The sequence below is a fragment of the Bacillus nitroreducens genome (assembly GCF_964021195.1).
Window position 1 is genome coordinate 3,768,594 of record NZ_CAXHYI020000003.1, and the last position, 25,020, is coordinate 3,793,613.

The 25,020-nt window shown below is 37.0% G+C and carries 25 protein-coding genes; 8 read left to right on the top strand and 17 right to left on the bottom strand.

Annotation, left to right across the window (positions count from 1 at the left end; translation table 11 throughout):
* Positions 1–28: 28 nt before the first annotated feature.
* The 6 genes from ACWPVE_RS22280 to ACWPVE_RS22305 form a co-directional block, all read right to left on the bottom strand.
* Positions 29–1,846 carry an ABC transporter ATP-binding protein gene (locus tag ACWPVE_RS22280; protein ID WP_453997258.1) on the bottom strand — a complete coding sequence of 606 codons (1,818 nt, stop codon included), beginning with the start codon at positions 1,844–1,846 and terminating at the stop codon, positions 29–31.
* Positions 1,847–1,861: 15 nt separating this feature from the next.
* Complete coding sequence (locus ACWPVE_RS22285) at positions 1,862–3,616, bottom strand: ABC transporter ATP-binding protein (protein WP_453997260.1); 1,755 nt, start codon at positions 3,614–3,616, stop codon at positions 1,862–1,864.
* Positions 3,617–3,791: 175 nt separating this feature from the next.
* The gene (locus tag ACWPVE_RS22290) at positions 3,792–4,040 is read right to left on the bottom strand and encodes a YkuS family protein (protein WP_453997262.1); all 249 of its coding nucleotides are present in this window, start codon (positions 4,038–4,040) and stop codon (positions 3,792–3,794) included.
* A 147-nt stretch (positions 4,041–4,187) separates the two neighbouring features.
* A complete protein-coding gene (locus ACWPVE_RS22295) occupies positions 4,188–5,066 on the bottom strand; it encodes a LysR family transcriptional regulator (protein WP_453997264.1) in 879 nt (292 codons plus the stop codon).
* Positions 5,067–5,304: 238 nt separating this feature from the next.
* On the bottom strand, positions 5,305–5,745 hold the full coding sequence (cbpB, locus tag ACWPVE_RS22300) for a cyclic-di-AMP-binding protein CbpB (RefSeq protein WP_453997266.1): 441 nt from the start codon (positions 5,743–5,745) through the stop codon (positions 5,305–5,307).
* Between the two features lie 178 nt (positions 5,746–5,923).
* Complete coding sequence (locus ACWPVE_RS22305) at positions 5,924–6,160, bottom strand: YkuJ family protein (RefSeq protein ID WP_453997268.1); 237 nt, start codon at positions 6,158–6,160, stop codon at positions 5,924–5,926.
* 198 nt (positions 6,161–6,358) lie between these two features.
* Here ACWPVE_RS22305 and ACWPVE_RS22310 point away from each other — a divergent pair, with 198 nt between their 5' ends.
* A complete protein-coding gene (locus ACWPVE_RS22310; protein WP_453997270.1) occupies positions 6,359–7,351 on the top strand; it encodes an MBL fold metallo-hydrolase in 993 nt (330 codons plus the stop codon).
* 272 nt (positions 7,352–7,623) lie between these two features.
* Here ACWPVE_RS22310 and ACWPVE_RS22315 read toward each other — a convergent pair whose 3' ends face one another.
* Entirely contained in the window at positions 7,624–8,256 is a 633-nt protein-coding gene (locus tag ACWPVE_RS22315; RefSeq protein ID WP_453997272.1) for a DUF3993 domain-containing protein, read from the bottom strand.
* Between the two features lie 414 nt (positions 8,257–8,670).
* Here ACWPVE_RS22315 and ACWPVE_RS22320 point away from each other — a divergent pair, with 414 nt between their 5' ends.
* A complete protein-coding gene (locus tag ACWPVE_RS22320; protein ID WP_453997274.1) occupies positions 8,671–9,534 on the top strand; it encodes a metallophosphoesterase in 864 nt (287 codons plus the stop codon).
* A 29-nt stretch (positions 9,535–9,563) separates the two neighbouring features.
* Here ACWPVE_RS22320 and ACWPVE_RS22325 read toward each other — a convergent pair whose 3' ends face one another.
* Positions 9,564–11,294 carry a sensor domain-containing protein gene (locus ACWPVE_RS22325; protein WP_453997277.1) on the bottom strand — a complete coding sequence of 577 codons (1,731 nt, stop codon included), beginning with the start codon at positions 11,292–11,294 and terminating at the stop codon, positions 9,564–9,566.
* A gap of 447 nt (positions 11,295–11,741) precedes the next feature.
* Here ACWPVE_RS22325 and ACWPVE_RS22330 point away from each other — a divergent pair, with 447 nt between their 5' ends.
* A complete protein-coding gene (locus ACWPVE_RS22330; protein WP_453997279.1) occupies positions 11,742–12,209 on the top strand; it encodes a YkyB family protein in 468 nt (155 codons plus the stop codon).
* A 136-nt stretch (positions 12,210–12,345) separates the two neighbouring features.
* Here ACWPVE_RS22330 and ACWPVE_RS22335 read toward each other — a convergent pair whose 3' ends face one another.
* The gene (locus ACWPVE_RS22335; RefSeq protein WP_453997281.1) at positions 12,346–12,990 is read right to left on the bottom strand and encodes a glycoside hydrolase domain-containing protein; all 645 of its coding nucleotides are present in this window, start codon (positions 12,988–12,990) and stop codon (positions 12,346–12,348) included.
* A gap of 22 nt (positions 12,991–13,012) precedes the next feature.
* Positions 13,013–14,281: a sialidase gene (locus tag ACWPVE_RS22340; RefSeq protein ID WP_453997283.1), complete on the bottom strand. Its 1,269-nt coding sequence runs from the start codon at positions 14,279–14,281 to the stop codon at positions 13,013–13,015.
* A 393-nt stretch (positions 14,282–14,674) separates the two neighbouring features.
* Between ACWPVE_RS22340 and ACWPVE_RS22345 the strand changes: the two genes are divergently transcribed.
* Positions 14,675–14,911 (top strand): IDEAL domain-containing protein, encoded by a 237-nt coding sequence (locus ACWPVE_RS22345; RefSeq protein WP_453997285.1) that lies wholly within the window; start codon positions 14,675–14,677, stop codon positions 14,909–14,911.
* A 291-nt stretch (positions 14,912–15,202) separates the two neighbouring features.
* Here ACWPVE_RS22345 and ACWPVE_RS22350 read toward each other — a convergent pair whose 3' ends face one another.
* The 3 genes from ACWPVE_RS22350 to ACWPVE_RS22360 form a co-directional block, all read right to left on the bottom strand.
* Entirely contained in the window at positions 15,203–17,065 is a 1,863-nt protein-coding gene (locus tag ACWPVE_RS22350) for a PAS domain S-box protein (protein ID WP_453997287.1), read from the bottom strand.
* A 710-nt stretch (positions 17,066–17,775) separates the two neighbouring features.
* Positions 17,776–17,958 (bottom strand): hypothetical protein, encoded by a 183-nt coding sequence (locus tag ACWPVE_RS22355; RefSeq protein WP_453997289.1) that lies wholly within the window; start codon positions 17,956–17,958, stop codon positions 17,776–17,778.
* Positions 17,959–18,062: 104 nt separating this feature from the next.
* Positions 18,063–18,950 carry an NAD(P)-dependent oxidoreductase gene (locus ACWPVE_RS22360; protein ID WP_453997291.1) on the bottom strand — a complete coding sequence of 296 codons (888 nt, stop codon included), beginning with the start codon at positions 18,948–18,950 and terminating at the stop codon, positions 18,063–18,065.
* Positions 18,951–19,087: 137 nt separating this feature from the next.
* On the opposite strand from ACWPVE_RS22360, the gene ACWPVE_RS22365 reads away from it, so the two are divergent.
* A complete protein-coding gene (locus tag ACWPVE_RS22365; RefSeq protein ID WP_453997293.1) occupies positions 19,088–19,189 on the top strand; it encodes a YjcZ family sporulation protein in 102 nt (33 codons plus the stop codon).
* Between the two features lie 44 nt (positions 19,190–19,233).
* On the top strand, positions 19,234–19,362 hold the full coding sequence (locus ACWPVE_RS22370) for a YjcZ family sporulation protein (RefSeq protein WP_453997694.1): 129 nt from the start codon (positions 19,234–19,236) through the stop codon (positions 19,360–19,362).
* A gap of 44 nt (positions 19,363–19,406) precedes the next feature.
* On the opposite strand, the gene ACWPVE_RS22375 is transcribed toward ACWPVE_RS22370, so the two are convergent.
* Positions 19,407–19,619, bottom strand: a complete 213-nt coding sequence (locus tag ACWPVE_RS22375; RefSeq protein ID WP_453997295.1) for a hypothetical protein — start codon at positions 19,617–19,619, stop codon at positions 19,407–19,409.
* Positions 19,620–19,763: 144 nt separating this feature from the next.
* Here ACWPVE_RS22375 and ACWPVE_RS22380 point away from each other — a divergent pair, with 144 nt between their 5' ends.
* Positions 19,764–19,967 carry a DUF5370 family protein gene (locus tag ACWPVE_RS22380; RefSeq protein ID WP_453997299.1) on the top strand — a complete coding sequence of 68 codons (204 nt, stop codon included), beginning with the start codon at positions 19,764–19,766 and terminating at the stop codon, positions 19,965–19,967.
* 198 nt (positions 19,968–20,165) lie between these two features.
* Positions 20,166–20,834, top strand: coding sequence for a GNAT family N-acetyltransferase (locus tag ACWPVE_RS22385; protein ID WP_453997301.1), 669 nt, complete (start codon positions 20,166–20,168; stop codon positions 20,832–20,834).
* 39 nt (positions 20,835–20,873) lie between these two features.
* Here the strand turns inward: ACWPVE_RS22385 and ptsP are convergent, their stop codons facing one another.
* Genes ptsP through ptsG form a run of 3 tightly spaced genes read right to left on the bottom strand, consistent with a single transcriptional unit; the run spans position 20,874 to position 24,967 of the window.
* Positions 20,874–22,592 (bottom strand): phosphoenolpyruvate--protein phosphotransferase, encoded by a 1,719-nt coding sequence (gene ptsP / locus ACWPVE_RS22390; protein WP_453997303.1) that lies wholly within the window; start codon positions 22,590–22,592, stop codon positions 20,874–20,876.
* On the bottom strand, positions 22,592–22,858 hold the full coding sequence (locus tag ACWPVE_RS22395; protein WP_453997305.1) for a phosphocarrier protein HPr: 267 nt from the start codon (positions 22,856–22,858) through the stop codon (positions 22,592–22,594). Before ACWPVE_RS22395 ends, ptsP begins: the two co-directional genes overlap by 1 nt.
* A 15-nt stretch (positions 22,859–22,873) precedes the next feature.
* Positions 22,874–24,967: a glucose-specific PTS transporter subunit IIBC gene (ptsG, locus tag ACWPVE_RS22400; protein ID WP_453997307.1), complete on the bottom strand. Its 2,094-nt coding sequence runs from the start codon at positions 24,965–24,967 to the stop codon at positions 22,874–22,876.
* Positions 24,968–25,020: the final 53 nt, after the last annotated feature.

A 25,020-nucleotide genomic window follows, 5' to 3' on the forward strand; every position in this document is an offset into this window, starting at 1 on the left:
AATATAAAAAGACTAGGATATCCTAGTCCTACATTGCTTCAAGCATCTTATATTGCGCTTTTACTAATCCAAAGTACTCTCCCTCTTCGTTCATTAGTTCATGATGGGTTCCTTGTTCAATTATTTCACCATGATCCAGTACAAAAATTTTATCAGCTTCACGAATCGTTGAAAGTCGATGAGCGATAATAATCGCTGTACGTCCTTTTAGTAATTGCTTTAATGCAAGTTGAATTTTAACCTCGGTTTCTGTATCAATACTTGCCGTTGCTTCATCTAAAATCAATATTTTCGGATCTGCCAGTAGCGCGCGGGCAAAGGATAATAATTGTCTTTCACCAACTGATAAAATATTGCCCCTCTCCTCAACTTCTGTGTCATACCCATTGACAAGCTTCATAATAAAAGGATGAGCCCCTACCGCTTTTGCAGCCTCCATTACCTCTTCATCGGTTGCGTCCGGGCGTCCAAACCTGATATTGTCTTTAATCGTACCCGAGAAAATAAACGTATCTTGGAGTACAACACTTATTTGCGAACGGACACTTTGGAGTGATAAATCTTTAATATCGATTCCATCAATTCTGATCTCCCCACTTGTTGCATCATAAAAACGACTAATCAGATTCGCAATCGTTGTTTTTCCTGATCCTGTATGACCTACTAATGCAATCGTTTGGCCCGCTTCAATTGTTAAGGTAACACCTTTTAACGCTTTACGACTTTCATCATATGCAAATTCAACTTGATCAAATTCAACTTTCCCCTTCATTTCCGTTAGGTTGATGGCATGATCTTTCTCACCAACAATTGGTTTTTCATCAATATATTCAAAAATTCGTTCAGAAGAGGCCATCCCAACTAGTAGTTGGTTATATACTTGACCTAAACGTGAAATCGGCTCCCAAAACATTCCTAAATAAAATGCAAAGGAAACAAAAACGCCGATGGTTAAGGAATCTGCTTGGATAAGAGTAGCTCCAAACCAAATTAGTATCACCGTTCCAACTGCATTTGTCATTTCAACAAATGGTCGAAACATCGCGTTCTTCTGGGTAGCATCACGCCAACTTTCATAGTTTTCATTATTTATTCCGTCAAAAAACTCTATATTTTCCTTTTCTTGAGTAAATGCTTGAGTGACACGAATTCCTTGAATACTTTCGTTTAAATGCGAGTTTAACATGGACTGCTTAATCCGAACGGTTTGCCATGACCTTCTAATTTTCCGTCTAAGTTTTGTCGTGATGAAGACCATTAACGGTAGAATAATTAGAATAGCCAATGTTAATTTGGGGCTTAAGCTAAAGAGAATGATGATAACCCCAAACAATAGGACAAAATCCATTAATAGATTAATAACCCCATTTGTGAATAATTCCTGAAGTGAATTCACATCATTCAGGATTCGAACGAGAATGGAACCTGCCGAACGCTGATCAAAGAAACGGTGGGAAAGCCCTTGGACATGTGTAAAAAGATGCTTACGCAAATCATAAATGATATTCTGCCCAAGCATATTCGTCCATTTGATCCGAAATATATTGGCTACATAATTGATTGCATATAATGCTGCAATCGTTCCGACTAAAAGAATTAATAGATTCACATCTTTGTTCGCAATTGCATGGTCGATTGTATATTTTCCAATAAGAATAGGAGCTATCAACCTAACAGCCGTTGTCAATAATACCATCAATATGGCTAGTGGTAATAAATTCTTAGAATATGGTTTCATATACCCTAATAATCTAAGCATCTGTTTCCAATTAAACGGTTTTTCAATCGCTTGATCCGTTGAATAATGGAAGCGCTGTTTCATATCTCGTTTTTCTACTTTATTCATTTACCTCACCCCCACCTATCCTACCTGCGCCTTTTGGACAACTTTTTGGTCTTTATACTGAATCTGATAGATACGTTGATACGGACCTTCCTGCTTCAGCAATTCTTCATGAGTACCTCGTTCAACAATTGCACCGTCTTCAAGAACAAGGATTTCATCCGCATGTTTTAGAGAAGATATACGATGTGCAATAATGAAAGTAGTACGTCCCTTCATGACTTCTTTCAATGCTTGCCCGATTTTGAATTCGGTTTCCATATCAACGGCACTTGTCGCATCATCGAGGATTAATATACTTGGGTCGATACAAATCGCTCTTGCAATTGCAATTCGTTGCTTTTGCCCACCAGATAGCCCCATACCACGTTCACCGAGCATTGTTTCATAACCATTTGGGAGTTCCATAATAAAATCATGTGCTTGTGCCCGTTTTGCTGCATCGATAATTTCATCCATAGTGGCATGAGGTCGACCATAGGCAATATTTGCGCGGATCGTGGACGAAAATAAGAACGACTCTTGCATGACGAATCCAATATTACTTCTTAAGGTCTGAATAGAATAATCTGAAACATCTCGACCATCAATAAAAACTTGACCCTTTACAGGTTCATAAAACCTCGTCATCAGTTGAGTAATACTTGTTTTACCTGAACCTGTTGGACCGATTAAACCAATGATTTTTCCTGGTTCAGCCGTGAACGAGATAGATTCTAATGCTTTTTCATCATCTTTTGTATATTGAAGACTGACATTTTTAAATTCAACATGCCCCTGTAGTCTCGTTTTGTTTATGACATCTTTTCGATCAATAATTTTTTCATCAGCCTCAAGAATCTCAAGGAGGCGCTCACCTGATGCTTTCGCTTGTGAGAACATATTAATGATAAAGCCAAGGTTCATAATGGGATTTAACAAATACCAAACTAAACTAAAAAATGCCACGAGTTCCCCATACGAAACGGATCCTTCAATGACTAAATACCCTCCATAAGATAAAAGGGCTACGACACAAACATTGCCGATAAATTCCATCAACGGAAAAAACTTTGCCCACACATTTGATGTCGCAAGTGAAACTTCACGGTAACCTTCATTGGAACGATTGAATTTAGAAATTTGATATTCCTCACGTGATAAGGACTTGACTGTATTAATTCCACTTATGTTTTCTTGAACATTGGTATTTAAACGACCAAATGTTTTTCGTACCTTACGAAATGCTGGATGAACACGTTTATCGAACCGATAAACAACTATGGCTAAGAACGGTAGTGCCATAATTGTAACGAATGTAAGAGGAACCGAATAAGAAAACATTACGATTAAACTAAAGACAATTAAAAGTGTAAAGCGAAGTAATTCAGCAAAACCAAAGGAAAGGAAGAAACGTATCCCCTCAACATCTGCGGTTAAACGTGACATAAGATCCCCTGTCTTCGCATTGTCATAATAACTGAAGGACAAACGTTGAAGCTTTTCATATAAGGCATTCCTTACTTTATAAACTGCTGTAATCCCAAATAAGTCTCCAAGATATTGGTTAAAATATGTAGCTATCCCCTTTAACAACATAATGCCAATAAAACCGAATGCAAGATATGGTACAAGCTGATACTTCTCTGCTCGTATGACTTCATCAATGGTAATTTGAAGTACGATTGGGTATACGACTGTAATTCCTGTCACAAAAACAAGCGCAAATAAAGACCAGAAAAAATATTTACGATACGGCCAATAAAACCCTTTCAACTTCTTAAATGTCTCCATAAAATTCCTCCTTGGTGTTTCCATAAAACGTAAAAAACTACGTAACATATAATATATCGGTTTTCGAAATAAATATCTAGTGTATTATCTGAAAATGTTAAATATTTTTTATAGTCAACAAAAAAAATACCAAGTCATCTTTGACTTGGCCTAGTAAGTATTGTTTTATCACATATTAAGCTTGCCCTAAACGATTCTCTAATTCTTGACAAACCTGATCAGCAGTAAGTCCGTTCGCCTCTATAACAGGTCCCTTCATGACGGTATCAGCCATACCCATTACGTTCGAATCTAATCCTGTTACAACACAAGCGTCACAGTTTTGTGCGTCAGTTTCTTGTTGTAGTTGAACAACTTCATAGCCTTTTTCTTGTAGAGCCTGCTGAACATTTGTTAAAGAACCTTCTACTCCAATTTTCGCCATTAATCATCCACCTCCTCATATATGTAATTTGTCACATTCAGACTTTGATTATTCCACACATAGTAAGAAAAGCGCTCCTTGCAACATTCGATATGGATGGATTGACTTACATCGTCAAGTAAAGTGGATGAAAATACTCTAAGTCGACTAAAAAGTATCAGCATTCTCCTTGATCAATTCAAGAAATGCCTGTACTTGCTTCAATTCGAAAGCATAATCATACCCTACTAACCATGTATCACGTTTCATCGGTTGATTGTTTTCATTCAACAATGGAATCTTATAAATATTTTTCGTTTCGTCATTATTTAATGTCACAGATGGTAGTATTGCATACCCAATTCCATTCAATGTCATCTGTTTACATGTTTCAATTTGATCTACAACAATCGTTCTACGAGGTGTTGATTGAAATGTGCGATGCCACCACTCTTGGATTTCTTGATAATAAGTAGAATCACTCTTAAATTGAATAAATGGACGATCTGTTTCCCACACTTGATCGATTTTTTGGATTTCTTTATCAACTAAGTACATTGTATCCGTTAAGAGATGGTGTTTTGCACCCTTCCAGTCAGGCTTACCGCGAATAATTCCAATATGGACGGTATCATCATACAAATTTTTTAAAATTTCACTACTCCATCCCGTAATTAATGAAATTTTTGCTTGTGGATATTTGTTCACATATCTCTTTAAAACCTTAGGAAGCCAATTTTGACCAATAATGGATGCACAAGCAATTTTTAGTGTACCGTGAACTTCTTGATCCAGTCCTTGTAGTTGTTCTCTAATTTTTTCTTCCTTTTCAACAACCTCTTTTGCAAATTCAATAATTTTTTCACCAGCAGGTGTAGGAGTGAGACCTTTTTGAGATCGGATAAAAATTTTCGTGTTCCAAGATTTTTCAATAGATTGCAACCTCTGGGACAATGCTGGTTGTGTAACAAATAATCTTTCGGATGCTTTTCTCATATTTAACTCAGTCGAAAGGACCACTAATAATTGAAATTCTGAAAGTTGCACATTCGTACCTCCTGAAAACAGCCATAAGTTTTACTTATAGTATAGTGTAATGGATATAAAGAGAAACTTCTATCAAGATGTGATATTTTTACATTGGTGAATCCTGACACGTACGTGAAACTCACACTTCTTTACCATTGTTGGTTAACATTTCGGAGTGTGAAAGCTACTACTCGTATGTATTCGATCATTTTATTACAAACAAAAAAACCCTCCTAATTAAAGCGGAGGATTTTGTTTACTTATTTAACTTTTGCTGTTTATTTAATTGTTTTAAAATTGCCCGACGTGTAAAAATTCCTTCAAAAAGTAAGTCATCATTTTCAACACATACAAATGGATGATTGATGACTAGATCAAGTCCTTTTAGCACATTGTCATTCAGATTTAATCGAGGGATTTCACTATTCATGACTTCTTCAACCTTCATTTTCTCTAAGCGTTCAAATTCAATTCGTTCTAAGCCAAGAATAGAGTCGAGAATATGTGTGGAGCTAATTAATCCGTGCAGTTTATACGTTGGGTCTAATACAGGTACCGCGGTATAACCTGTTTTCGTAAGAACCAGAAGTGCGTGTTCTAAGCTATTCCCTATTTGGACATGGGCTACTTTATCCGCAGGAATAAGTAAGTCCTTAATAGATGTTTCAAATACATTTTCACTTTGAAGACCAAACATGTAAGCCTCACAACCTCACATCGTATTAATTTTCATATTTTAACTGTTTACTATTTTTATGCACCACTTTTATTTTACCATAATTTTGTGTGGATAACTCGTAATATTTGAGTGAGATGATAAAATCGTCCTTTAGAACGAAAAAAGGCTCGGCAGAAAGCCGAACCTAATCAAGTAATTAATTAATCAAATCAAAAATTTCAATTGCAATCATGTCAATATTATCGAATTGATATGTTTTGGGTTTTTCCCCTTGTTGGTATACTTCAAGTTCAAATGTACTTGTCTTGTTAAAATATTTTACACTGCACTTTCTTTCACCATTCACTTCAAAGAAACGTTGTGGTGTCTCTCCACCATTTGCATTTTCTTGAAGGCTTATTAGGCGAGTAATGATTCCTTGTAACTGCGACATAGTAGCCTCTCCTTTCATATGCGTGAAGCCTGTTTCTATTGTTAGGATTAAGCAATAATCGTGCTTCTATCCACGAAATTGATCATTTTTCAACCCGACTAATATTTTCAGAATATTACACGCAAGTACCTTTACAATAACTACTATGTAACAATACAATAAAATTAGCTACGGCACAATAAAAAATTGGAGGAGAACATGGCAAATCTTACACAACTTAATGAACGAATCTTTTTAATTGATGCACATGATTTGGGAAGAAAAGCACGAACAGGTTCTTACATAATTAAAGAAGAAAAAATTACGATTGTTGAAACAAGTGCAAGTCCATCAGTTCCTTATATTTTAGATGGGTTAAAAGAACTGAAAATTCAACCAAGCGATGTGGAGTATATCATTGTCACTCATATCCATTTAGACCATGCAGGAGGAGCTGGACTCTTGTTACAGCATTGTCCAAATGCTAAGGTCGTCGTACATCCTAAAGGGGCAAGACATTTGGCAGACCCCACTCGTTTAATTCAGGGTGCGAGAGCCGTTTATGGAGAAACCTTTGATTCCTTATTTGACCCAATTTTACCTATCCCAGATGAGAAACTAATTGTAAAAGAAGACCAAGAAGAGCTGACAATTGGGCCAAATTGTTCACTTGTTTTCTATGATTCGCCTGGTCATGCCAACCATCATTTTAGTATTTATGATCCGATAAGTAACGGCATTTTTACTGGAGACACTATTGGCATATATTATCATGAGCTTGTGAAAGATCAAATTGAACTTTATCTACCTTCTACATCTCCAAATCAATTTCGTCCTGACAAGATGATTGAATTTGCGGAAAAAGTACAAGCACTTGGAGTTTCAGCTATTTATTTTGGCCATTACGGCATGTCTACAAATGTAAATGAAGTATATACCCAACTAAAACGTTGGTTGCCTATATTTGTGAATGCAGGAAATCAGTCTTTTAAAATAAATCCTACGGCAAGTCCTACCGAGCACAAGGATTTCATAAAGGATATCATCTTAAAAGAGGTCCATGCCTACCTCGATAAACGAAAAGTTCCCCGGAATCACGATGTGTATGAAATTATTGAAATTGACCTTGATATATGTGCGATGGGAATAGTCGATTCCATTCTTAAAGAACAAAAACGTAAACGCCTTGAAAGTGAAACATCGACTAACTAACTGCCACGTTCTGTGCAAACGTCGATGTCAAACATCCTTTCGTCTGATGCTAATGCTCTCGAACCCTCCTTGTCCTTAGTATGTCTAACAGTATAAGACAATAAGGGCTAAAGACGTGTTTTTTGACTTCAAGGCGGATAGGCTAGACGTTAAGAGAGGCTGGTTGCTTACGCTTGAGGTGGACAACCTGGTGTAGATTATCCATTAGGTGATACTGTTTATTTCCTAAACAGTAAAAAAATAGAAATCCCATTTGGGATTTCTATTTTAGGTTAGAAAATACTTTTATAGATTTGATAAAAATACGGTGTTCGATTATCCATTTCAAGTAAGAATGCATGGAATGGATTCCATGTCAAAAATGTCGTCTCTGCATTTTCGGTTTCTTCCTGAATTGAATTCTGTTTGACTGAAGGGGCTTCATCCTCAATTGATAATTCAGTAATCAGCCAATTTGAATTTATTTTTTCTAACGTGATTACTTCAAAATGGTCATCATATGCAACAGGTCCTGACTCTGGGGATTCAAAGAACTCATAGACGAAAATTTTATGTTCCTCTTTATCAAACAAAATCTTCGTTTGCTCTGAATAGGAGTAAAATGGAATGAAATAAAACGCAAAATCAGAGCCGTATACAATATAACCTTGTTCTTCTTTAATTACATTCTCCTCGAGAAATTTATTCATATATTCCTCGTTAAAATATGGTGATAAGATCTGCTGAACTTCATCATAGGAACGAAACTCATTAGTTAATGAGGTTTGCGCCGTAAAAGCTTCCTGTAGAAGGGAAAACACTTGCTCTTGTGAAAGTGGTAGTCCAGATGATGCTTTAGCCGTAGGTACAGTTACAAGTCCGATTAAAAAAATGACAATGAATAGTAGTGTAATTCGCTTGCTCAAAATATCATCCTTCCATTTTAGTCTTCTTCAGGCGCCATCGGCACGTGCAGTCTAAGTCAATCGCTTCTTGTGGTAAATACACCTACTGAAAGCTGCCGTTATTATTTTGTACATAAGGTATGCGCCTATGCTCGATGTGATGTAACTAACCTTGTACAAGTACCATCATTTTAACAATTTCTGAAGGTTCGGTGGATATGAATCGTTCGTTAAATAATGGCACATTTTGACACATTTATATCCATACTAACAATAAATTTAACCTAATTTTGAAAAAAGGAGAGAAATTTGGCGTGAGTCATGTGAAAAAATTTGCAGATAACTGTAATACATATTTAAAACTCAATTGAATATGAATATGCTACACTAGTTTAAGAGTTTCAAATGATTATTGATGATAGGTTGGCGGTTAGAATGTCAAAAAATCTCACAAGACGAAAATTTATGAAACGGGCATTAACTGCCACATCTACAGCTGTTTTTGCCTCTGTTCTAGGATATTGGTATGCTCGGTATGTTGAACCAAAACAACTTGAAATTTCAAATCATACAATTAAACACCCGAATATACCAAATGAATTTCACAACATTAAAATTGTCCAATTTAGCGATACACATGTCGGGCATCACTTTACATTGGAACAACTAAATAAAATCGTGGAGCAAATAAATGACCTCAAACCCGATCTCATATTTTTTACTGGGGATTTAATGGATGAGCCTAATAAATATGGTGCTGTCAATTACCTCATTCCGATTTTAAGTCGATTGGAAGCTCCCCTTGGAAAATTTGCTATTTACGGAAACCACGACCATGGAGGATATGGATCAGACATTTATAAAAATCTGATGGAACAAACGGACTTCACTCTCTTAATGAATAGCTCGAAGGAAGTATTCTTGAAGAATTCAAAAATAACAGTTGTCGGATTAGATGATGTCATGCTTGGGCGCCCTAGTTTTGAACAAGCCTTCCAACATGTGGATCCTTCTAGTTATACGATTCTACTAGCACATGAGCCCGATATTGCCGAACGTGCAGCTGAAAATGGAGCGCATTTGCAATTGTCAGGTCATAGTCATGGTGGACAGATACAACTTCCATTTATAGGACCTCTTATTACTCCCCCACTTGGTAGTATCTACTATGAGGGTGATTACATCATTGAGCCAAATCAAATGGCCCTTTATGTAAATCGTGGACTCGGAACAACGAGGCTTCCAGTTAGGTTTCTCTCAAAACCTGAAATCTCTGTTTTTACACTTCGCTCTCCATAACAAAAAGAGGATGTCCAAACGGCATCCTCTTACTTGTTTTTAAAATAATGTTCAATCACTTCTTCTTCAGGTAATGGTTTACTGAAGAAATATCCTTGTACTTTATGACAACCCATTATCTTAAAAAATTCAACTTGCTGTGCTTCCTCAACACCCTCTGCGATCACAGAAAGTCCCAAGCTTTGTGCTAGATGAATGATTGTAGTTGTTATAGCTGCGTCTTTTTCATCTCGTAGTACATCTTTAACAAATGACTTATCAATTTTTAATGTATCAATTGGAAGTTTTTTAATATAGCTTAAAGAGGAATAGCCTGTCCCAAAATCATCCACAGCTATACGGACACCAATTTCCTTTAATTTCATAAGTGTTTCCATCGCTTGATTTGGGTTTTGCATGGCACCTTCAGTAAGTTCAAACTCAAGACTACCTGGATATAGTTGGTTCTCCTCAATATTATCCTGAATGATCTTCACTAAATTATGTTGCTGGAATTGCACGGGTGATAGATTAATGCCTATTGAAACAGGACTATAGCCACTTTCTTTCCAAGCTTTTAGCTTCTGACAAATCGTTTTGATAAGCCATTCCCCAATTGGTAATATAAGTCCCGTATCCTCAGCAATCGGTATAAAACTAGCAGGCGAAACTAGCCCAAGAGTTGGATGGTTCCACCTCACTAATGCTTCAAAACTAGAAACCATGTTTGTAGCTAAGTCTAGCTGAGGTTGAAAATAGATTTCGAGTTCCTGATTTTCAATTGCTTTTCGTAGGTCTATTTCTAGCTGCATGACATTTGAATTTTGCTTTTGCATGTCACTATTATAAAATTGATAAAGCGACCTACCTAGTTTCTTCGCACGGTATAGGGCGGTGTCGGCATTATTTAGCAACGTGCCACCCTCTCTTCCATCATAAGGAAATAGACTAATTCCAATGCTGGCCGAAATGACAAACTCCTTATTCTCCAGTACGAAAGGCTTTTTAAGAACTTGAATCACGTTCTGTGCAAATTCTTCAGCGTCTTCTCTTGATGTGTTTGGGAGGATCACAATGAATTCATCCCCGCCTTGGCGAAACACTTTATAGTTTTCTTGACCAATCGATGTGAGTCGTTTCCCAACTTCTTGTAATAGATGATCACCGGCAAGATGTCCCATGGTATCATTAAAATATTTAAAACGGTCAAGATCGATAAACATTAGTGCTAGCTTCTGATAACCACTTTTTGATTTTTCGATTGCTTGATCTAGATCTTTACTCAAAGAACTACGATTTGGGAGTCCAGTAAGTGGGTCATGATAAGCCATGTGTGTAATCATTTCTTTATCGGCCACTCTTTTAGTGATATCTCGTGTTACACTTACGATAAACGGGATGTTCCCATTTTCATCAAAAATTGGTGTTAAAATGGACTCACCGTGAACAACTTTTTTATCTGCTAGAATGACAACATCCTGGTATGATATAGGTTTTTTCTTTTCTAAAACAGCCTTATATTGTTTATGTAAACGATTTGCCGTTTTAATGGGTAGTACCTCTTGAAGTGTTCTTCCAATACTATCGTTCGTCAATTTGGCATGCCCTTTTGCTTCTTCATTCAAAAAAACATAGGAGAAGTCGCCATTCGCTTCAACTTTCATGACATAAATTAAATCCTTAATATGCTTAAGAATAATTTCAAATATCATCGATTCGATTCTCTTATCAAAACGGCTGTATTGTTCATCCGTTAAAATTACATTGTTCATCCTGTTCATTATGAGACCATTCCTCACTACATATCTAATATACATACTTCTTCTACATTTATCGGCAAAATCCTTCATTGTCCCTAGGGTGTTTTTGTAAAATTGGTACTATTGATAAACACTCTAGGTGGATGCTTTTTTCGTTTCGTTCAATTGGTTTACATGATCGTTCAAAACAACCATCCTTTAAAAAATCTATGTTTTTACGCGTTTTATATTTTGGCTATTTTCGCAAACTTTGTTGTTTTTGACACAATTGATTTCGGCTGGCTGCAGGTGGACGCTTTTGAGCGGGAGTCGCCACCTTCCGCTGAAATCAAAAGGTTAGTTTTATCCAATAGCAACATTCTATTAGAAAAGAACCTATATTTTTCAAGTATAAAATGACCAGAAATATAGAGTATTTGTCAAAATAGACTACTACCAGTATAATAAAGAATAGAAAGGAGAGAAAGTATGAAAAAAAAGGTAAATCAAGTCCCACTTGAACAAACTGTGGACAACCTCGCTCGTGCCATTTTTGTCGTAAACCGACACGCCAAAACTGCTACAAATCCAAAATTTTTATACTTACTGAAGCGAAAAGCATTAGAAAAGCTTATCTCAGAAGGAAAAGCCAAAAAAGAAGGACTTCATTTTTCTAGAAATCCAAAAAATAGTCAGCAACAATCCGATGTCTTAATTTCGGCAGGAGACTATTATTTTCATATGCCTCCCACTAAAGAAGACTTCACACACCTACCACACCTTGGCAAGTTGAATCAGACATATCGAAATCCAAAAACCCATCTATCCCTCTCTCTAGCTAAAAATTTGTTACAACAGTATGTAGGTTTAGAAGAGAAAAATGAAAATGTTACACCTCACAAAAAACGAACGTATCAAAAGCCTGTATTTAAAAAGCTAGGAGAAAGTTATCGATAATTAGATAAATCATAGAGTCACAATTTAGATGACAAACACCTGACAAGCCTACCTTCCGAAAGCTTTGCTTATGTGGTAAGACCCTACGCTCTTTATCGAAACACAAAAAAACCAGGTGATTTATCCGCCTGGTTTTTTAAAATAAATAATGTAAAACACGTTGGTCTGCAAGATTTGTATCGATTGAACAGACTTCCGCATCTTTTCCGTACTGCCATACCCATACATTTGCCTTACATTTTGGAGAAGACGGTTTATAAACAGGGGCTTTCCGTTCTTTTGTTACTCCTGGTGAAGGGTCCGTACTCCACAATAACGTTTGAACCGCTACTTCTCTATTATTTCGAACTGCTTCACAATAGGCTCCTGCAAAATTTCCTTCAACTGGATTATGATAGATTCCAGGTCGATAGCCACTTGGATAGATCGATTCTACCCATCCTCGAATCCAAGCTTCATCAACTACTCGCTCGACACTTGCAAACAACGCGATTTGATTGGGGAATCCTAAACGTTTTGCATTAAAAACGGCATTTCTTGCAGCAAGTTGGCCTTTTTCATATCCAGTGGCATCAGAGAAAATCTGATAGATTGGTAATACCTTAATGCCACGATTATGCAAAAAAGATATTTCTTTCCTTGTTAGTCCCACTGATACATTCGGGACTTCACTTACATATCTCCCCCAGAATTTTGGATTTCCAAATTTACTTTTCACACATGTATATAATTCCTCGTTTGCTGCTACTGCTGAATTGACTCCCCATACATATCTAGGCATAAATGCTCTCCTTTCGCGTCCATCAGGCTTTCCATTTATGGATTAATTGGTGGTCTTCACCTCTCGCAAAGACATCGATGCGATTACGTCCCCAAGAGGCTGAGGAGGGTTCAGAAGTTAGTGTTCCACCTAGATTTTCCCAATCATTCCAACGACTTCCATTCCAATTCTTATAATACAAGTGGTCGTCTTTTCCTTTAACAAATACATCAAGATTATTAGGTTGCCTCGATGAAGCAGCTGGACTTGAAGTTAACTGCCCGCCTAGGTCCTCCCAATCGCTCCAATTTGAGCCATTCCAATATTTATGATAAAGCGCACGATTTTCTCCTCTTGCGAAGACATCAATCCGGTTTGGTCCCCATGAAACTGCACCAGGTGCAGAGGTCAACACACCACCTAGGTCTTCCCAATCACTCCAATTTGAACCGTTCCAATATTTATGGTAAAGATGACGGTCCATACCTCTTGCAAACACATCAAGTCGATTTTCCGCCCATGAAGCGACAGCAGGTGAAGAGGTCAACACACCACCTAAATCCTCCCACTCACTCCAGTCCGTTCCGTTCCAATATTTATGAATCAATTGGTTATTTTCTCCTCGTCCAAAAACATCCACCCGATTAGGTCCCCATGACACAGCAGCTGGAGAGGATGTAAGGGTGCCGCCAAGATTCTCCCAATCTGTCCAACTTGAACCATTCCATATTCGATGATAAAGTACCCGATTTCTCCCCCGTACATAAACGTCTAGTTGATTTCTTCCAAGAACAGTAGCTGAAGGACCAGCTGTTAAATATCCTCCTAGGTCTTCCCACTCACTCCAATCCTTTTCAGGCGAATAACCGATATTTTCATAGGTTAATCGAATAATGTCTTTCAATACTCTTTCCAGCACACGTTCTGGGATGCGGTAAGGAGATAGGATAGCAAAGAACCAATTGGCTTGATTACGAAAAACTCGAAAAGTTTGATTTACTTTCTGTTCTAAAGAACCAGAAAACTGATGCTGCGTCATAATTGTAAACATAACAAGTTGCATCGCAATATATTGCGACAATCTCTGGTTCACATTATACTCTGCTAATTGATCAAATTGCGGTTGTAGCTGTTTGCTTACTTCTTGCCAAACTTTTTGGAATTCTGCCGTTTGTCTAGTCTGGTCAACAGATGTTGGAGAATTTATATAATATGTTTGTTGATAGTTAATTGCTGGATAATACGGATAATAATAATATGGAACTGCCCGATAATATGGGTTCATTTGATAACCACTATACGGTCGATTCATAGCAGGTACCTCCTTCATTTTAATCAAGTGTTTTGGGAATGACCCAACTGAATTGATTCATTTTGTGCATGATCCTCCTACTCTGAAAACGTAAGTGACCTTCTGCTAAGTAAGAAAGTTAAAAAGTTCTTCATTCCATACTATGAATCGGAATAGGAAGTTAACCCAATTTTTCATATTCTCTTACACTTCTATCCATATGTGCCAGGCATAACCAAGTTCAGATATATCTAAATTTTCTAATAAAACACTTTACTTTTTTTCATTCTTCCTTCATAATAGAAAGACAACTAGAAGATGTAATCAAATCTTTACAATTTACACATTCTAGTGGAGCTTAGAAGATGAAGTTTTTCAGTTGCTAAGCGAAAAATTCAAAGGAGTGATTAAGCAATGGACCATTTGAACAATGAGCAGAAAAATGAGGTAGTCGTTATTTCTCAAAAGCCTGATGAAGAAATGTATGCAAAGGTAGCCGAAATGGTTCTCATCCAATCACTGGCCTCCTTTAGAAAAAAGCAATTAGTAAAACAAATTGATCAATCACTTATTGACCAAGATGAAGCCTTATTTATGGAGCTTTCAAAACAATATAAAATGTTACTTTCTGAACACGAATTTTTACAATAACTTATTAGGCTAGTGCAGAACCACTAGCCTTTTTTATTTTGCACATAAAAAAACGATGCAGCGTATTGTACTACATCGTTGCAGAGTGTAGACAAAGTCAAACTTGACTTTGTCTATACTCATTTTGATAGGAAACACGAGTAAAATTCACTTTCCCAAACTGTCTTAAAACGCTTGTCAGACAAGCAAGCAGCCGATCGAAGACGCGAATAGAAGTTGCTTACATGTGCGAACGTGTGAGGCTAGCAACGAAGTATGCGAGAATTTGTCAACAGACTGAAACGATGTAGCCTATTGTGCAACACCGTTTTCGTGAATACGTGGAAGCTTAATTTCAAAGGTTGTCCCTTCATTTTCCTTACTATCCACCTTAATTTCTCCGTTGTGATTTTCAATAATATTATAGCTTACCATAAGTCCAAGTCCTGTTCCTTTTTCTTTGGTGGTATAAAAAGGCTCACCAATTCGATCGAGGATCGATTTCGGAATACCACACCCTTCATCAATAAATAACAGGTAGATGAATTCCTGTGTAACAATTGATCGGATATAGATATTTCCACCGTTTTCCATCGCATCAATCGAATTTTTAATCAGATTAATAAATACTTGTTTAATCTGATTCTCATCACATGTTATGATCGATTCTTCATTCTGAAATTCGATATTAATTTGAATATTTTGTAAAATCGCCTGCGTTTCAAGCAAGGTGACCACATCACGTAAGATCGTACGAATATCCTTATTTTTAAATTTAATTTCAGACGGCTTTGCCAATAACAAAAGCTCGCTTAAAATTAACTCAATCCGATTTAATTCTGAAAAAATAATATCAAAATAATTTTGTTTGCCATCAAAATCATCATTAAACAATTGTAAAAAGCCCTTAATCGCGGTCAAAGGATTTCTAATTTCATGTGCAATACCAGCAGCAAGTTGTCCAGCAATTGAAAGTTTTTCAGATTTAATCATTAATTCTTCAGCTTTTATTCGATCTGATATATCTCGAATGATCACTTGAACGGCTGACTCGCCAAAATACGTTGTAGGTATTCCGATTAATTCAGTGTATACTTGTTTACCTTGAAACGTGTACCATGATTGCTTGCTGAAATTTACTTCTTTCTTTTCCTCATTTACAATTTTGATAAATTCTCTCACTTCATCATGATTTTCTGGGTGAAGGAATGTATAGATATTTTTACCTAACATTTCTGTGTAGCTCGTTGCACCAAACATTTTCACTCCAGAATCATTAATGAAGACCCAGTTATTTTGAAAAATCACCGCAATTGTATCAATCGAGTTTTGGACAATTCGCTGATACCGCTCTCGACTCCTATGGATAATATCATGAAAGGATTTTCTTGATGAAATGTCATGTAAAACTAGATATTCATAGATTTCATCTTTAATGTAAATGGGTACTTCCTTTACCTCGACAAAAATTTCTTCCTTGTTTTGTTTTCTCCATTTTTGCTCAATAATTCCCAAACGAAAACCACTTCGAAGCTGCTGAATTCTTTTTTCAACAACCGTATGGAATTCTGGATCGATATAAGAACAGATAGTGCTTCCTATTACGTCTGTTGGGTTTTGAATTTTAAGTAATGATATAGCTTCACGATTCATATATGTAATTTTGCCTAATTTTGAGATGATAATTGGAAATGGAGCCTCATCGATTAGGATTGGTGCATCAACTAGATTACTTTTGAGTACATCCACTTCAGCAATAGCTGAAAAGAGGGAATTCCTATTATTTTCTTCATGGATCTGTTTATGTGATGGCTCTACTAGCACTCTCATTTTTAGTAAAACTTCTTCGTAATCACAAGAACTGGAGTCATAGATGGGTTCAACAATTGCCTCAAACCAAATGAAGTCATGAGTTTTCTTCATAACCCTAAGTGCACATGTGGAACGATCTTGTTTATTAAATAAGTAGCTTTCAAGCATGAATCGATCATCTTCATGTACAATATCCCTTATTGAAGTTCCTATTAAGCTATCCTTTGCATAACCTAGAATTTCCGTACAATTATTAGATATATAGAGGATTTTACCATTTTTCGTGACTGTTAATACAAAATGAATAGGTGTTTGTACTTGTGGTAATTGTTCTGAAGCACTTTTTTGTTTTTTCACCTTCATCTGTTGAACCCCCTCCTCCCATTAAACTCATTCTTATGTATCATTGTGTTTTACAATTTAAATTCAAATAACCATTTTTTTACTATACTATTACATTAATTTAGGGCTGAGTTCATATCCATAGGCAGAATGACCTGTTTTTATTATTATAATGAAATTTACACAAAATTCCGAGTGTTTTTTCGACAATATTAAGAAGAACAAGATTTGCTTTGAAATTGGCTTTTCATTTTAATTAAGGTTGCTTGCTAAATAATGGTCTCTGTTGGAAAAATATATCTATTGGTTGTAGTGGAAAGTGGCGACTACTTGAACATATAAATATAAGCATTTTCTTCGTGTGTGGGATTACTCAAGGTATTTTTTCAGGGTCCTACTCAGATTAGCATGCGGCTTGAGACCCACAGGGAGCGTTTAGTGATGTGTCTAGTTGCAGCTGCTAGAAGCTTGAGAAATTTCAACTCCTCCTTTTAGAAACAAAGCGACTCTTTGTCTATGTCTCCGACGCACAGTATGAGCTAGTGCCGACTAACATGTGGCCGTGGCGATTTTTGGTCGGCTAATTTTCCCGTTTTGAGTGTAAGTCGCCTCTCATTTCGTTGAAAAGGCCCAACCCATACCCGCTTATAAATGTAGCGCCTGAGCGGAAATAAATTGTATCAAAAAAAATCGACAAGTCACGATTACTTGTCGATTCTTACGTATGTTAATTATAGCCCACCCTCATATTTCCCATCGTTTTTTGGGGCTTTTTCTTTTTTCGCTTTTTTCTTATGGGCTCTGTTTGCTGCAGCACTTCCTAGCTCATTGCCGAATTCAGTATCCGTTACTGCTGAGTCAAAGCCCTTTTTGTTTTTTTGTTCAGGATCATTTTTCTTAGTACGCTTTGCCACGACTGTTACACCCCCTTAGAGAATCATCACCATTATTTTCTTCTCTACGGGGATTTTATATACGTTAAGGGGCAAGTCAAAATTGGACTTGTCCCTCTGACAAATTATTTCCAGAGTTTGTAGATAGCCTGAGTACCGCTGTTTTCTTCACCTTGTTCTGCTAATTCACGATACAATTCCATTGCTAATTGAAGTCCTGGTGCTTTCATATCCATGGCTTTTGCTTCTTCTAGCGCAATTCCCATATCTTTAATGAAGTGTTTAATAAAGAAACCAGGTTCAAAATTACCAGCGATCATTCTTGGGGCAAGATTACTTAAAGACCAACTACCAGCTGCTCCCGTTGTGATACTTTTTAAAACGGTTTCAGGATTAAGTCCAGATTTCTTTGCGTAAACCATTGCTTCCGCCACGCCAATCATATTTGAAGCAATGGCAATTTGATTACACATTTTTGTATGTTGACCAGAACCTGCTGGACCTTGATACACAATATTTTCTCCCATTGTTTCAAGAATTGGTTTGCATGCTTCAAATACAGCTTCATCACCACCAACCATGATGGCTAATTTGGCTTCTCTTGCTCCAACATCACCACCCGACACTGGTGCATCTAATGTATAGATTCCTTTCTGCTTTGCTGCTTCATCTATTTTAATCGCTAAAGAAGGGGTAGAAGTTGTCATATCTATTAAATAGGTCCCTTCTTTCGCATTCACAACTAAGCCATTTTCTCCAAGGTAAATGTCTTCCACATCTGATGGTTCTCCAACCATCGTTATGACAACATTCGCCTCTTTGGCTAATTCTGCAACTGAATGTTTCCAAATAGCTCCTTGTTCAAAAAGGTCTGCAGCCTTTTCTTTTGTACGAGTATAGACAAGTACCTGATATCCATTTGAAAGTATATGGCCTGCCATGCTTTTTCCCATTACACCTGTACCAATAAAACCAATCACTGTTTTTTCATTTACTGTGTTTGTATGTACCATTGCCTAATCTCCTTCTCCTTTTTTAATTCATCATAACATATTTTCTTCAAAAAAATCTGGGAAAATTGGGGATTTGTACCTTACGAAAACTGTGTGGGTCCCATAGGATATACCAAAGAGAAATGGAGGTGTTCTAAATGAGTGGATCTCATGGCGCAGGTTACGGAGCAGGTTTTGCTTTGATTGTCGTATTGTTCATTCTATTGATCATTGTTGGAGCTGCATATGTAGGGTATTAAATTTTTAACCATAAAAAATAAATTGATTATAGAAAGGGAGATGAATTATGGGTTACTGGGGATACGGATGTGGTGGTTACGGTTATGGTGGCTACGGCTATCGCGGAGGTTTTGCGTTAATCGTAGTATTGTTTATCCTTCTAATCATTGTTGGCGCTGCTTGGTGGTGCTAACATAACGATGCCAGCAACTATATACGGTTGCTGGCTTTTTCTATTTATTCCCCTTCAAACATATCCTGAAACTTCTTCATTTCCTTATCAACCTTTGGTTTGATTTGATAAGGATTTTTCGGTTGCTCCCTATTTTCTGGGTTTATATCCGTTCTCACTCCAATCTGATTTCCTGTCATACTATTATTGATTACACCTTCATAACGCCCATCAAAATGCGGGTCACGTCCATGATAATCACGATCATGATCTGGCATTTTCCTACCTCCTCACCATAGCTTATATGCATAAAAACAGCAGTTGAATAAGGTTAATATTGGCGTAATTAGTAAAAAATATGTACTTATTCCTCCTTATTAAGGAACAATAAAAAATAAGCTAAAAGAAAAGGAGAGATGACGATGGGAGCAATAGATCGTGATGGATATCGGTTCGAAACAGAATATAGTACGATTAATCAAAAGGGAGCCATACATGTCTATCATGACGGTGAATTTATTCAGGAGCTGACTTTTGAATTTACTGGAGATCAACCTGAACCTGCATTGATTGAAGAAGTAGTAGATCGCTTTTTTGACACCGAGTCAAATACCCAGTTTCGATGACGTTTTCTATCACATAAATTGAAAGCTGTTGCCTACATGAAATGACATTCACACATTAATTCTTAGTTAAATCCTTACATGTACTGTTAATCTACTTGATTGAAGCATACTACCCGTACTATGAGAAGTGATAAAACAGCCAATATTTTTCTTTTCACTATCTCTTTCATATCGTAAAATGTGGTATGAGGTGATAGGATGTTTCGAAAAGACATGTATGTGTTTGATGGAAATAAACCAAAAAGGGCCGTCATCCGTACGTATACGGAGAATGATTTTGATGATTTAATTCGAATCCAACAAGAAAGTTTTCCTCCACCTTTTCCTTCCGATTTGTGGTGGAATAGAGAACAATTACATAATCATGTAACGCGATTCCCAGAGGGTGCCCTCTGTGTCGAAGTGGATGGAAAAATATGTGGGTCAATGACGGGTTTAATTGTTCCATTTGATCCTGAGCACCCTACACATACATGGGAGGATATGACAGATAACGGATATATTCGAAATCACAATCCTAACGGAAATACTTTATATATTGTTGATATTTGCGTCAGTCCTTCATATCGAACATACAGACTTGGAAAATGGTTGATGCAATCCATGTATGAGGTAGTGGTTCATTTAAACCTAGATCGCTTATTAGGTGGTGGCCGAGTTTCAGGATATTCTAAGTATGCAGCAGTGATGAGTGCAGAAAACTATATTAATAAAATTATTACGGGTGAATTAAAAGATCCTGTTATTACCTTCTTACTGAAATGTGGCCGTACACCAGTCCAACTGATTGAAAACTATTTAGAAGATGAAGAATCCTGTCATTATGGTTTGCTAATGGAATGGAAAAACCCGTTTAAAACCATATAAAAAGCGAGTCTAACCCTTAAAAGTTAGACTCGCTTTATTTTAGTTCATGAATTTTTCTTTAACAAATTCGACAACTTCTTCTGTTGTACTCATTGAAAGAATAGTTTCTTTAAAACTTGCAATTTCCGCTTTGGATAGCTTTTTAATTTGTGTTCGTGCAGGTAGAATCGAGGTTGCACTCATACTAAATTCATCAAGTCCAAGTCCTAAAAGAATCGGAATTGCAATTTGATCTCCTGCCATTTCTCCACACATGCCTGCCCACTTACCTTCTTTATGCGCTGCTTCAATGACCATTGAAACAAGGCGTAAAATGGAAGGAGAGTATGGTTGATAAAGATATGACACCCGTTCATTCATACGGTCAGCAGCCATTGTATATTGAATTAAATCATTAGTTCCAATACTGAAGAAGTCAACTTCTTTAGCAAATTGGTCAGCTAAGACAGCAGTAGAAGGAATTTCCACCATAATTCCAACTTCAATTGAATCTGATACCGCAATACCATCAGCTACAAGCTTGTCTTTTTCTTCAAGTAGGATTGCTTTCGCTTGTCTAAACTCATCAAGTGTCGCAATCATAGGGAACATGATTTTTAAATTCCCGTATGTACTAGCGCGCAATAATGCACGTAATTGCGTACGGAAAATGTCTTGTTCTTCTAAACAAAGACGTATTGCTCTGAAACCTAGGAATGGATTTAGTTCCTTTGGTAGATTTAGATATGGAAGTTCCTTATCTCCACCAATGTCTAGTGTACGTACAACAACAGGCTTGCCTTCCATTTTTTCAAGTACCGTTTTATAAGACTCAAATTGTTCATCTTCTGTCGGTAACTGGTCACGACCCATATATAAAAATTCAGTACGGTAAAGTCCTACCCCTTCTCCACCGTTATCAAGAACACCTTTTACATCTTCTGGTGTCCCAATATTTGCTGCAAGCTCTACATGTTGCCCATCACTCGTAACCGTTTTTTCATTTTTTAACTTCGCCCATTCTTCTTTTTGAGCTTCATATTGTTCTTTCTTTTGACGGTATTGTGCAAGAACCTCTTCAGTTGGGTTAACAATGACATCTCCGTCAAGTCCATCAACAATTACCATTACACCATCTTCAATCGTAGACGTAACGGCTTTCGTACCAACAACTGCAGGAATTTCCATAGATCTCGCCATAATAGCAGAGTGAGAAGTACGTCCTCCAATATCAGTGGTAAAGCCCTTTACATAGTTTCGATTTAATTGTGCTGTGTCAGAAGGTGTTAAATCTTCCGCAATAATAATAACCTCTTCTGAAATCAAGCTAGGATTTGAGATGGTGACGCCTAATAGGTGTGCTAATACACGCTTTGTTACATCACGAATGTCTGAAGCACGTTCAGCCATATACTCATTATCCATACCTTCGAACATCGTAATGAACATGTTCGCAACTTCCTGGAGTGCAAATTCTGCATTTACACCTTCTGAATTGATTTTATCTTTAATCGGGTTAAGGAGTTCTGGGTCTTCTAACACTAATAGATGAGCTGAGAAGATAGCTGCTTTATCTTCACCCAATTCTTCATTTGCACGATTCTTAATCAGTTCTAATTCTTGTTTTGATTGATTTACAGCTTTCTCAAAACGTTTCGTTTCAGCATCCTTATCTGTAATTGTTTGTTTTTCAACCGTTAAATCAGGATGCTCCAAACGGAAGCTTTTTGCAATTGCTATTCCTGCTGAAGCAGCAATCCCTTTTATTACTTCAGACATTATTCACCAAGCCCTTCTTTATCCATAATTTCGGTTAGTTTTGCAATTGCTGCGTCTGCATCAGCACCTTCTGCAACAATTTTCACCTCAGCTCCTTGTCCAATCCCTAGTGACATAACACCCATGATTGACTTAAGATTCACTGATTTACCATTGTATTCTAATTGAATATCTGAGTTAAATTGACCAGCAGCCTGTACTAATAAAGTAGCTGGACGTGCATGAATTCCTGAATCACTTGTAATTTTGAATGTTTTTTCTGCCATTTTGCATTTCTCCTTTTATTTTGTAATAGTTATAATATTTTCTTGTTTTATATCAACAGTACCTTGCTTATTCAAACGAATTTGTTCTCCATCTCTTAAGTTTGTAAAGACAATCGGAGTCATGATAGAAGGTACATGCTGTTTAACATATTCTAGATCAACCTTTAATAGAGGTTGTCCTATTTCGACAGTATCTCCTTGGGAAACTAGAGGTTCGAAGCCCTCTCCCTTTAGGTTAACTGTGTCAATTCCAAAATGAATTAAGATTTCTCTGCCATTTACCGTTTCTAAACCAATTGCATGATTGGTTGGGAAAAGATTAACGATTTTTCCAGCTGCAGGCGCAACAACTAATCCTTCTGTTGGTAGGATAGCAAATCCATCCCCCATCATTTTGCCTGAAAACACTTGATCTGGCACATCTGTAATAGGATGTAATTCCCCTTTAATAGGCGAAATAAGCTCATCATTTCCCATCTCATTTTCGAGTGGCTCAGGCATGATGTCCTCAACCTGTTCTAATACTTCTGTTTCTGGAGATACCTCAGTCGGAGTTGGTACTTTTCCGTCCATGATATCTTTGATTTGGGACTTCAATGTATCTGACTTTGGACCAAAAATAGCTTGAATGTTATTACCAATTTCTATTACCCCAGAAGCACCTAATTTCTTCAGTTGCTCCTTATCAACTTCCTTGATGTCATTCACAGCTACACGTAATCTCGTAATACAAGCGTCTAGATGTGAAATATTCGCCTTACCGCCCATAGCTTGTAGGATATTGTACGGAAGGTCCCCTGACTTCCCTGCTGCTTTAGCATTTGTTGCATCATCTGATACATCTTCACGCCCAGGAGTCTTAAGGTTAAATTTCCGAATCGCAAAGCGGAAACCAAAGTAATAAATGACAGCTAGAATTAAACCAACTGGAATCACTAACCACCAATCTGTACGTCCAGGTAACACTCCGAAAAGTAGGAAGTCAATGACTCCACCAGAGAATGTCATCCCAATTTTAACATCTAATAAATGCATCGTCATAAATGACAATCCAGCAAAAATAGTGTGAATGGCAAATAGGACTGGCGCAACAAATAGGAATGAGAACTCAAGTGGTTCTGTTATCCCTGTTAAAAAGGACGTTAGTGCGGCAGAACCCATAATTCCAGCAACCATTTTCTTTTGCTCTGGTCGTGCTTCATGGTAGATCGCTAATGCAGCTGCTGGTAAACCAAACATCATAAATGCAAATTTACCTGTCATAAATGTACCCGCTGTTAACTCTACACCATCTTTAATTTGTTCAAAGAAGATTTTTTGGTCACCACGAATTAATTCACCTGCTGCATTTGTATATTGTCCAAATTCAAACCAGAACGGTGAATAGAAAATATGGTGCAATCCAAATGGAATTAAAGCGCGTTCAATGACTCCAAATATGAAAGCAGATAACGTACGATTTGAATCAACCATAAAATGAGAAAAAGCATTCAAACCTGATTGAATTGGTGGCCATATAAAGATCATTAAAATTCCTAAAACTAGAGCAGAAACAGCGGTAATAATTGGAACAAAGCGCTTTCCTGCAAAGAATCCTAAGTAAGAAGGTAGTTCAATTGCATAAAACTTATTATACATATATGCAGCTAGCACACCAACAATAATGCCTCCGAATACCCCCGTCTGGAGTGTCGGTATTCCTAGCACATAGGCAAATGCAGGATCAGAAAAACCTGTACTAACAGGGTCTTGTCCTGTAATCGTTACTTTTGAGGATACATCTAAAACAACCCCCATTGTAACATTTAAAATGAGATAACCGATGAACGCCGCTAACCCTGCAACGCCTTCTCCCCCTGCTAAACCTACAGCTACACCTACTGCAAATAATAGGGCCAGGTTATCAAAGACGATTCCTCCTGATTGCTCCATAACAGTCGCGACAAGTTGAATCCAATCAGCTTCTAAAAATGGTAACCGTTTTATTAAATTGGGATTTTGAAAAGCATTACCAAAAGCCAATAATATACCTGCTGCAGGTAATATTGCAACTGGTAGCATCAATGCTTTCCCGACTTTTTGGAGTACTCCAAAAATGTTTTTAAACAAGTGTCAAACCTCCTGATTAATATATTTGATGCAAACAATGAAAATAAAAAAAG

What these genes read in the sequence shown, in the direction of transcription:
- ACWPVE_RS22280 (WP_453997258.1), bottom strand. Translation starts at nt 1,846, where the DNA reads ATGAATAAAGTAGAAAAACGAGATATGAAACAGCGCTTCCATTATTCA.
- ACWPVE_RS22285 (WP_453997260.1), bottom strand. Translation starts at nt 3,616, where the DNA reads ATGGAGACATTTAAGAAGTTGAAAGGGTTTTATTGGCCGTATCGTAAA.
- ACWPVE_RS22290 (WP_453997262.1), bottom strand. Translation starts at nt 4,040, where the DNA reads ATGGCGAAAATTGGAGTAGAAGGTTCTTTAACAAATGTTCAGCAGGCT.
- cbpB (WP_453997266.1), bottom strand. Translation starts at nt 5,745, where the DNA reads ATGTTTGGTCTTCAAAGTGAAAATGTATTTGAAACATCTATTAAGGAC.
- ACWPVE_RS22305 (WP_453997268.1), bottom strand. Translation starts at nt 6,160, where the DNA reads ATGTCGCAGTTACAAGGAATCATTACTCGCCTAATAAGCCTTCAAGAA.
- ACWPVE_RS22310 (WP_453997270.1), top strand. Translation starts at nt 6,359, where the DNA reads ATGGCAAATCTTACACAACTTAATGAACGAATCTTTTTAATTGATGCA.
- ACWPVE_RS22320 (WP_453997274.1), top strand. Translation starts at nt 8,671, where the DNA reads ATGTCAAAAAATCTCACAAGACGAAAATTTATGAAACGGGCATTAACT.
- ACWPVE_RS22325 (WP_453997277.1), bottom strand. Translation starts at nt 11,294, where the DNA reads ATGAACAGGATGAACAATGTAATTTTAACGGATGAACAATACAGCCGT.
- ACWPVE_RS22330 (WP_453997279.1), top strand. Translation starts at nt 11,742, where the DNA reads ATGAAAAAAAAGGTAAATCAAGTCCCACTTGAACAAACTGTGGACAAC.
- ACWPVE_RS22335 (WP_453997281.1), bottom strand. Translation starts at nt 12,990, where the DNA reads ATGCCTAGATATGTATGGGGAGTCAATTCAGCAGTAGCAGCAAACGAG.
- ACWPVE_RS22340 (WP_453997283.1), bottom strand. Translation starts at nt 14,281, where the DNA reads ATGAATCGACCGTATAGTGGTTATCAAATGAACCCATATTATCGGGCA.
- ACWPVE_RS22345 (WP_453997285.1), top strand. Translation starts at nt 14,675, where the DNA reads ATGGACCATTTGAACAATGAGCAGAAAAATGAGGTAGTCGTTATTTCT.
- ACWPVE_RS22350 (WP_453997287.1), bottom strand. Translation starts at nt 17,065, where the DNA reads ATGAAGGTGAAAAAACAAAAAAGTGCTTCAGAACAATTACCACAAGTA.
- ACWPVE_RS22360 (WP_453997291.1), bottom strand. Translation starts at nt 18,950, where the DNA reads ATGGTACATACAAACACAGTAAATGAAAAAACAGTGATTGGTTTTATT.
- ACWPVE_RS22365 (WP_453997293.1), top strand. Translation starts at nt 19,088, where the DNA reads ATGAGTGGATCTCATGGCGCAGGTTACGGAGCAGGTTTTGCTTTGATT.
- ACWPVE_RS22375 (WP_453997295.1), bottom strand. Translation starts at nt 19,619, where the DNA reads ATGCCAGATCATGATCGTGATTATCATGGACGTGACCCGCATTTTGAT.
- ACWPVE_RS22380 (WP_453997299.1), top strand. Translation starts at nt 19,764, where the DNA reads ATGGGAGCAATAGATCGTGATGGATATCGGTTCGAAACAGAATATAGT.
- ACWPVE_RS22385 (WP_453997301.1), top strand. Translation starts at nt 20,166, where the DNA reads ATGTTTCGAAAAGACATGTATGTGTTTGATGGAAATAAACCAAAAAGG.
- ptsP (WP_453997303.1), bottom strand. Translation starts at nt 22,592, where the DNA reads ATGTCTGAAGTAATAAAAGGGATTGCTGCTTCAGCAGGAATAGCAATT.
- ACWPVE_RS22395 (WP_453997305.1), bottom strand. Translation starts at nt 22,858, where the DNA reads ATGGCAGAAAAAACATTCAAAATTACAAGTGATTCAGGAATTCATGCA.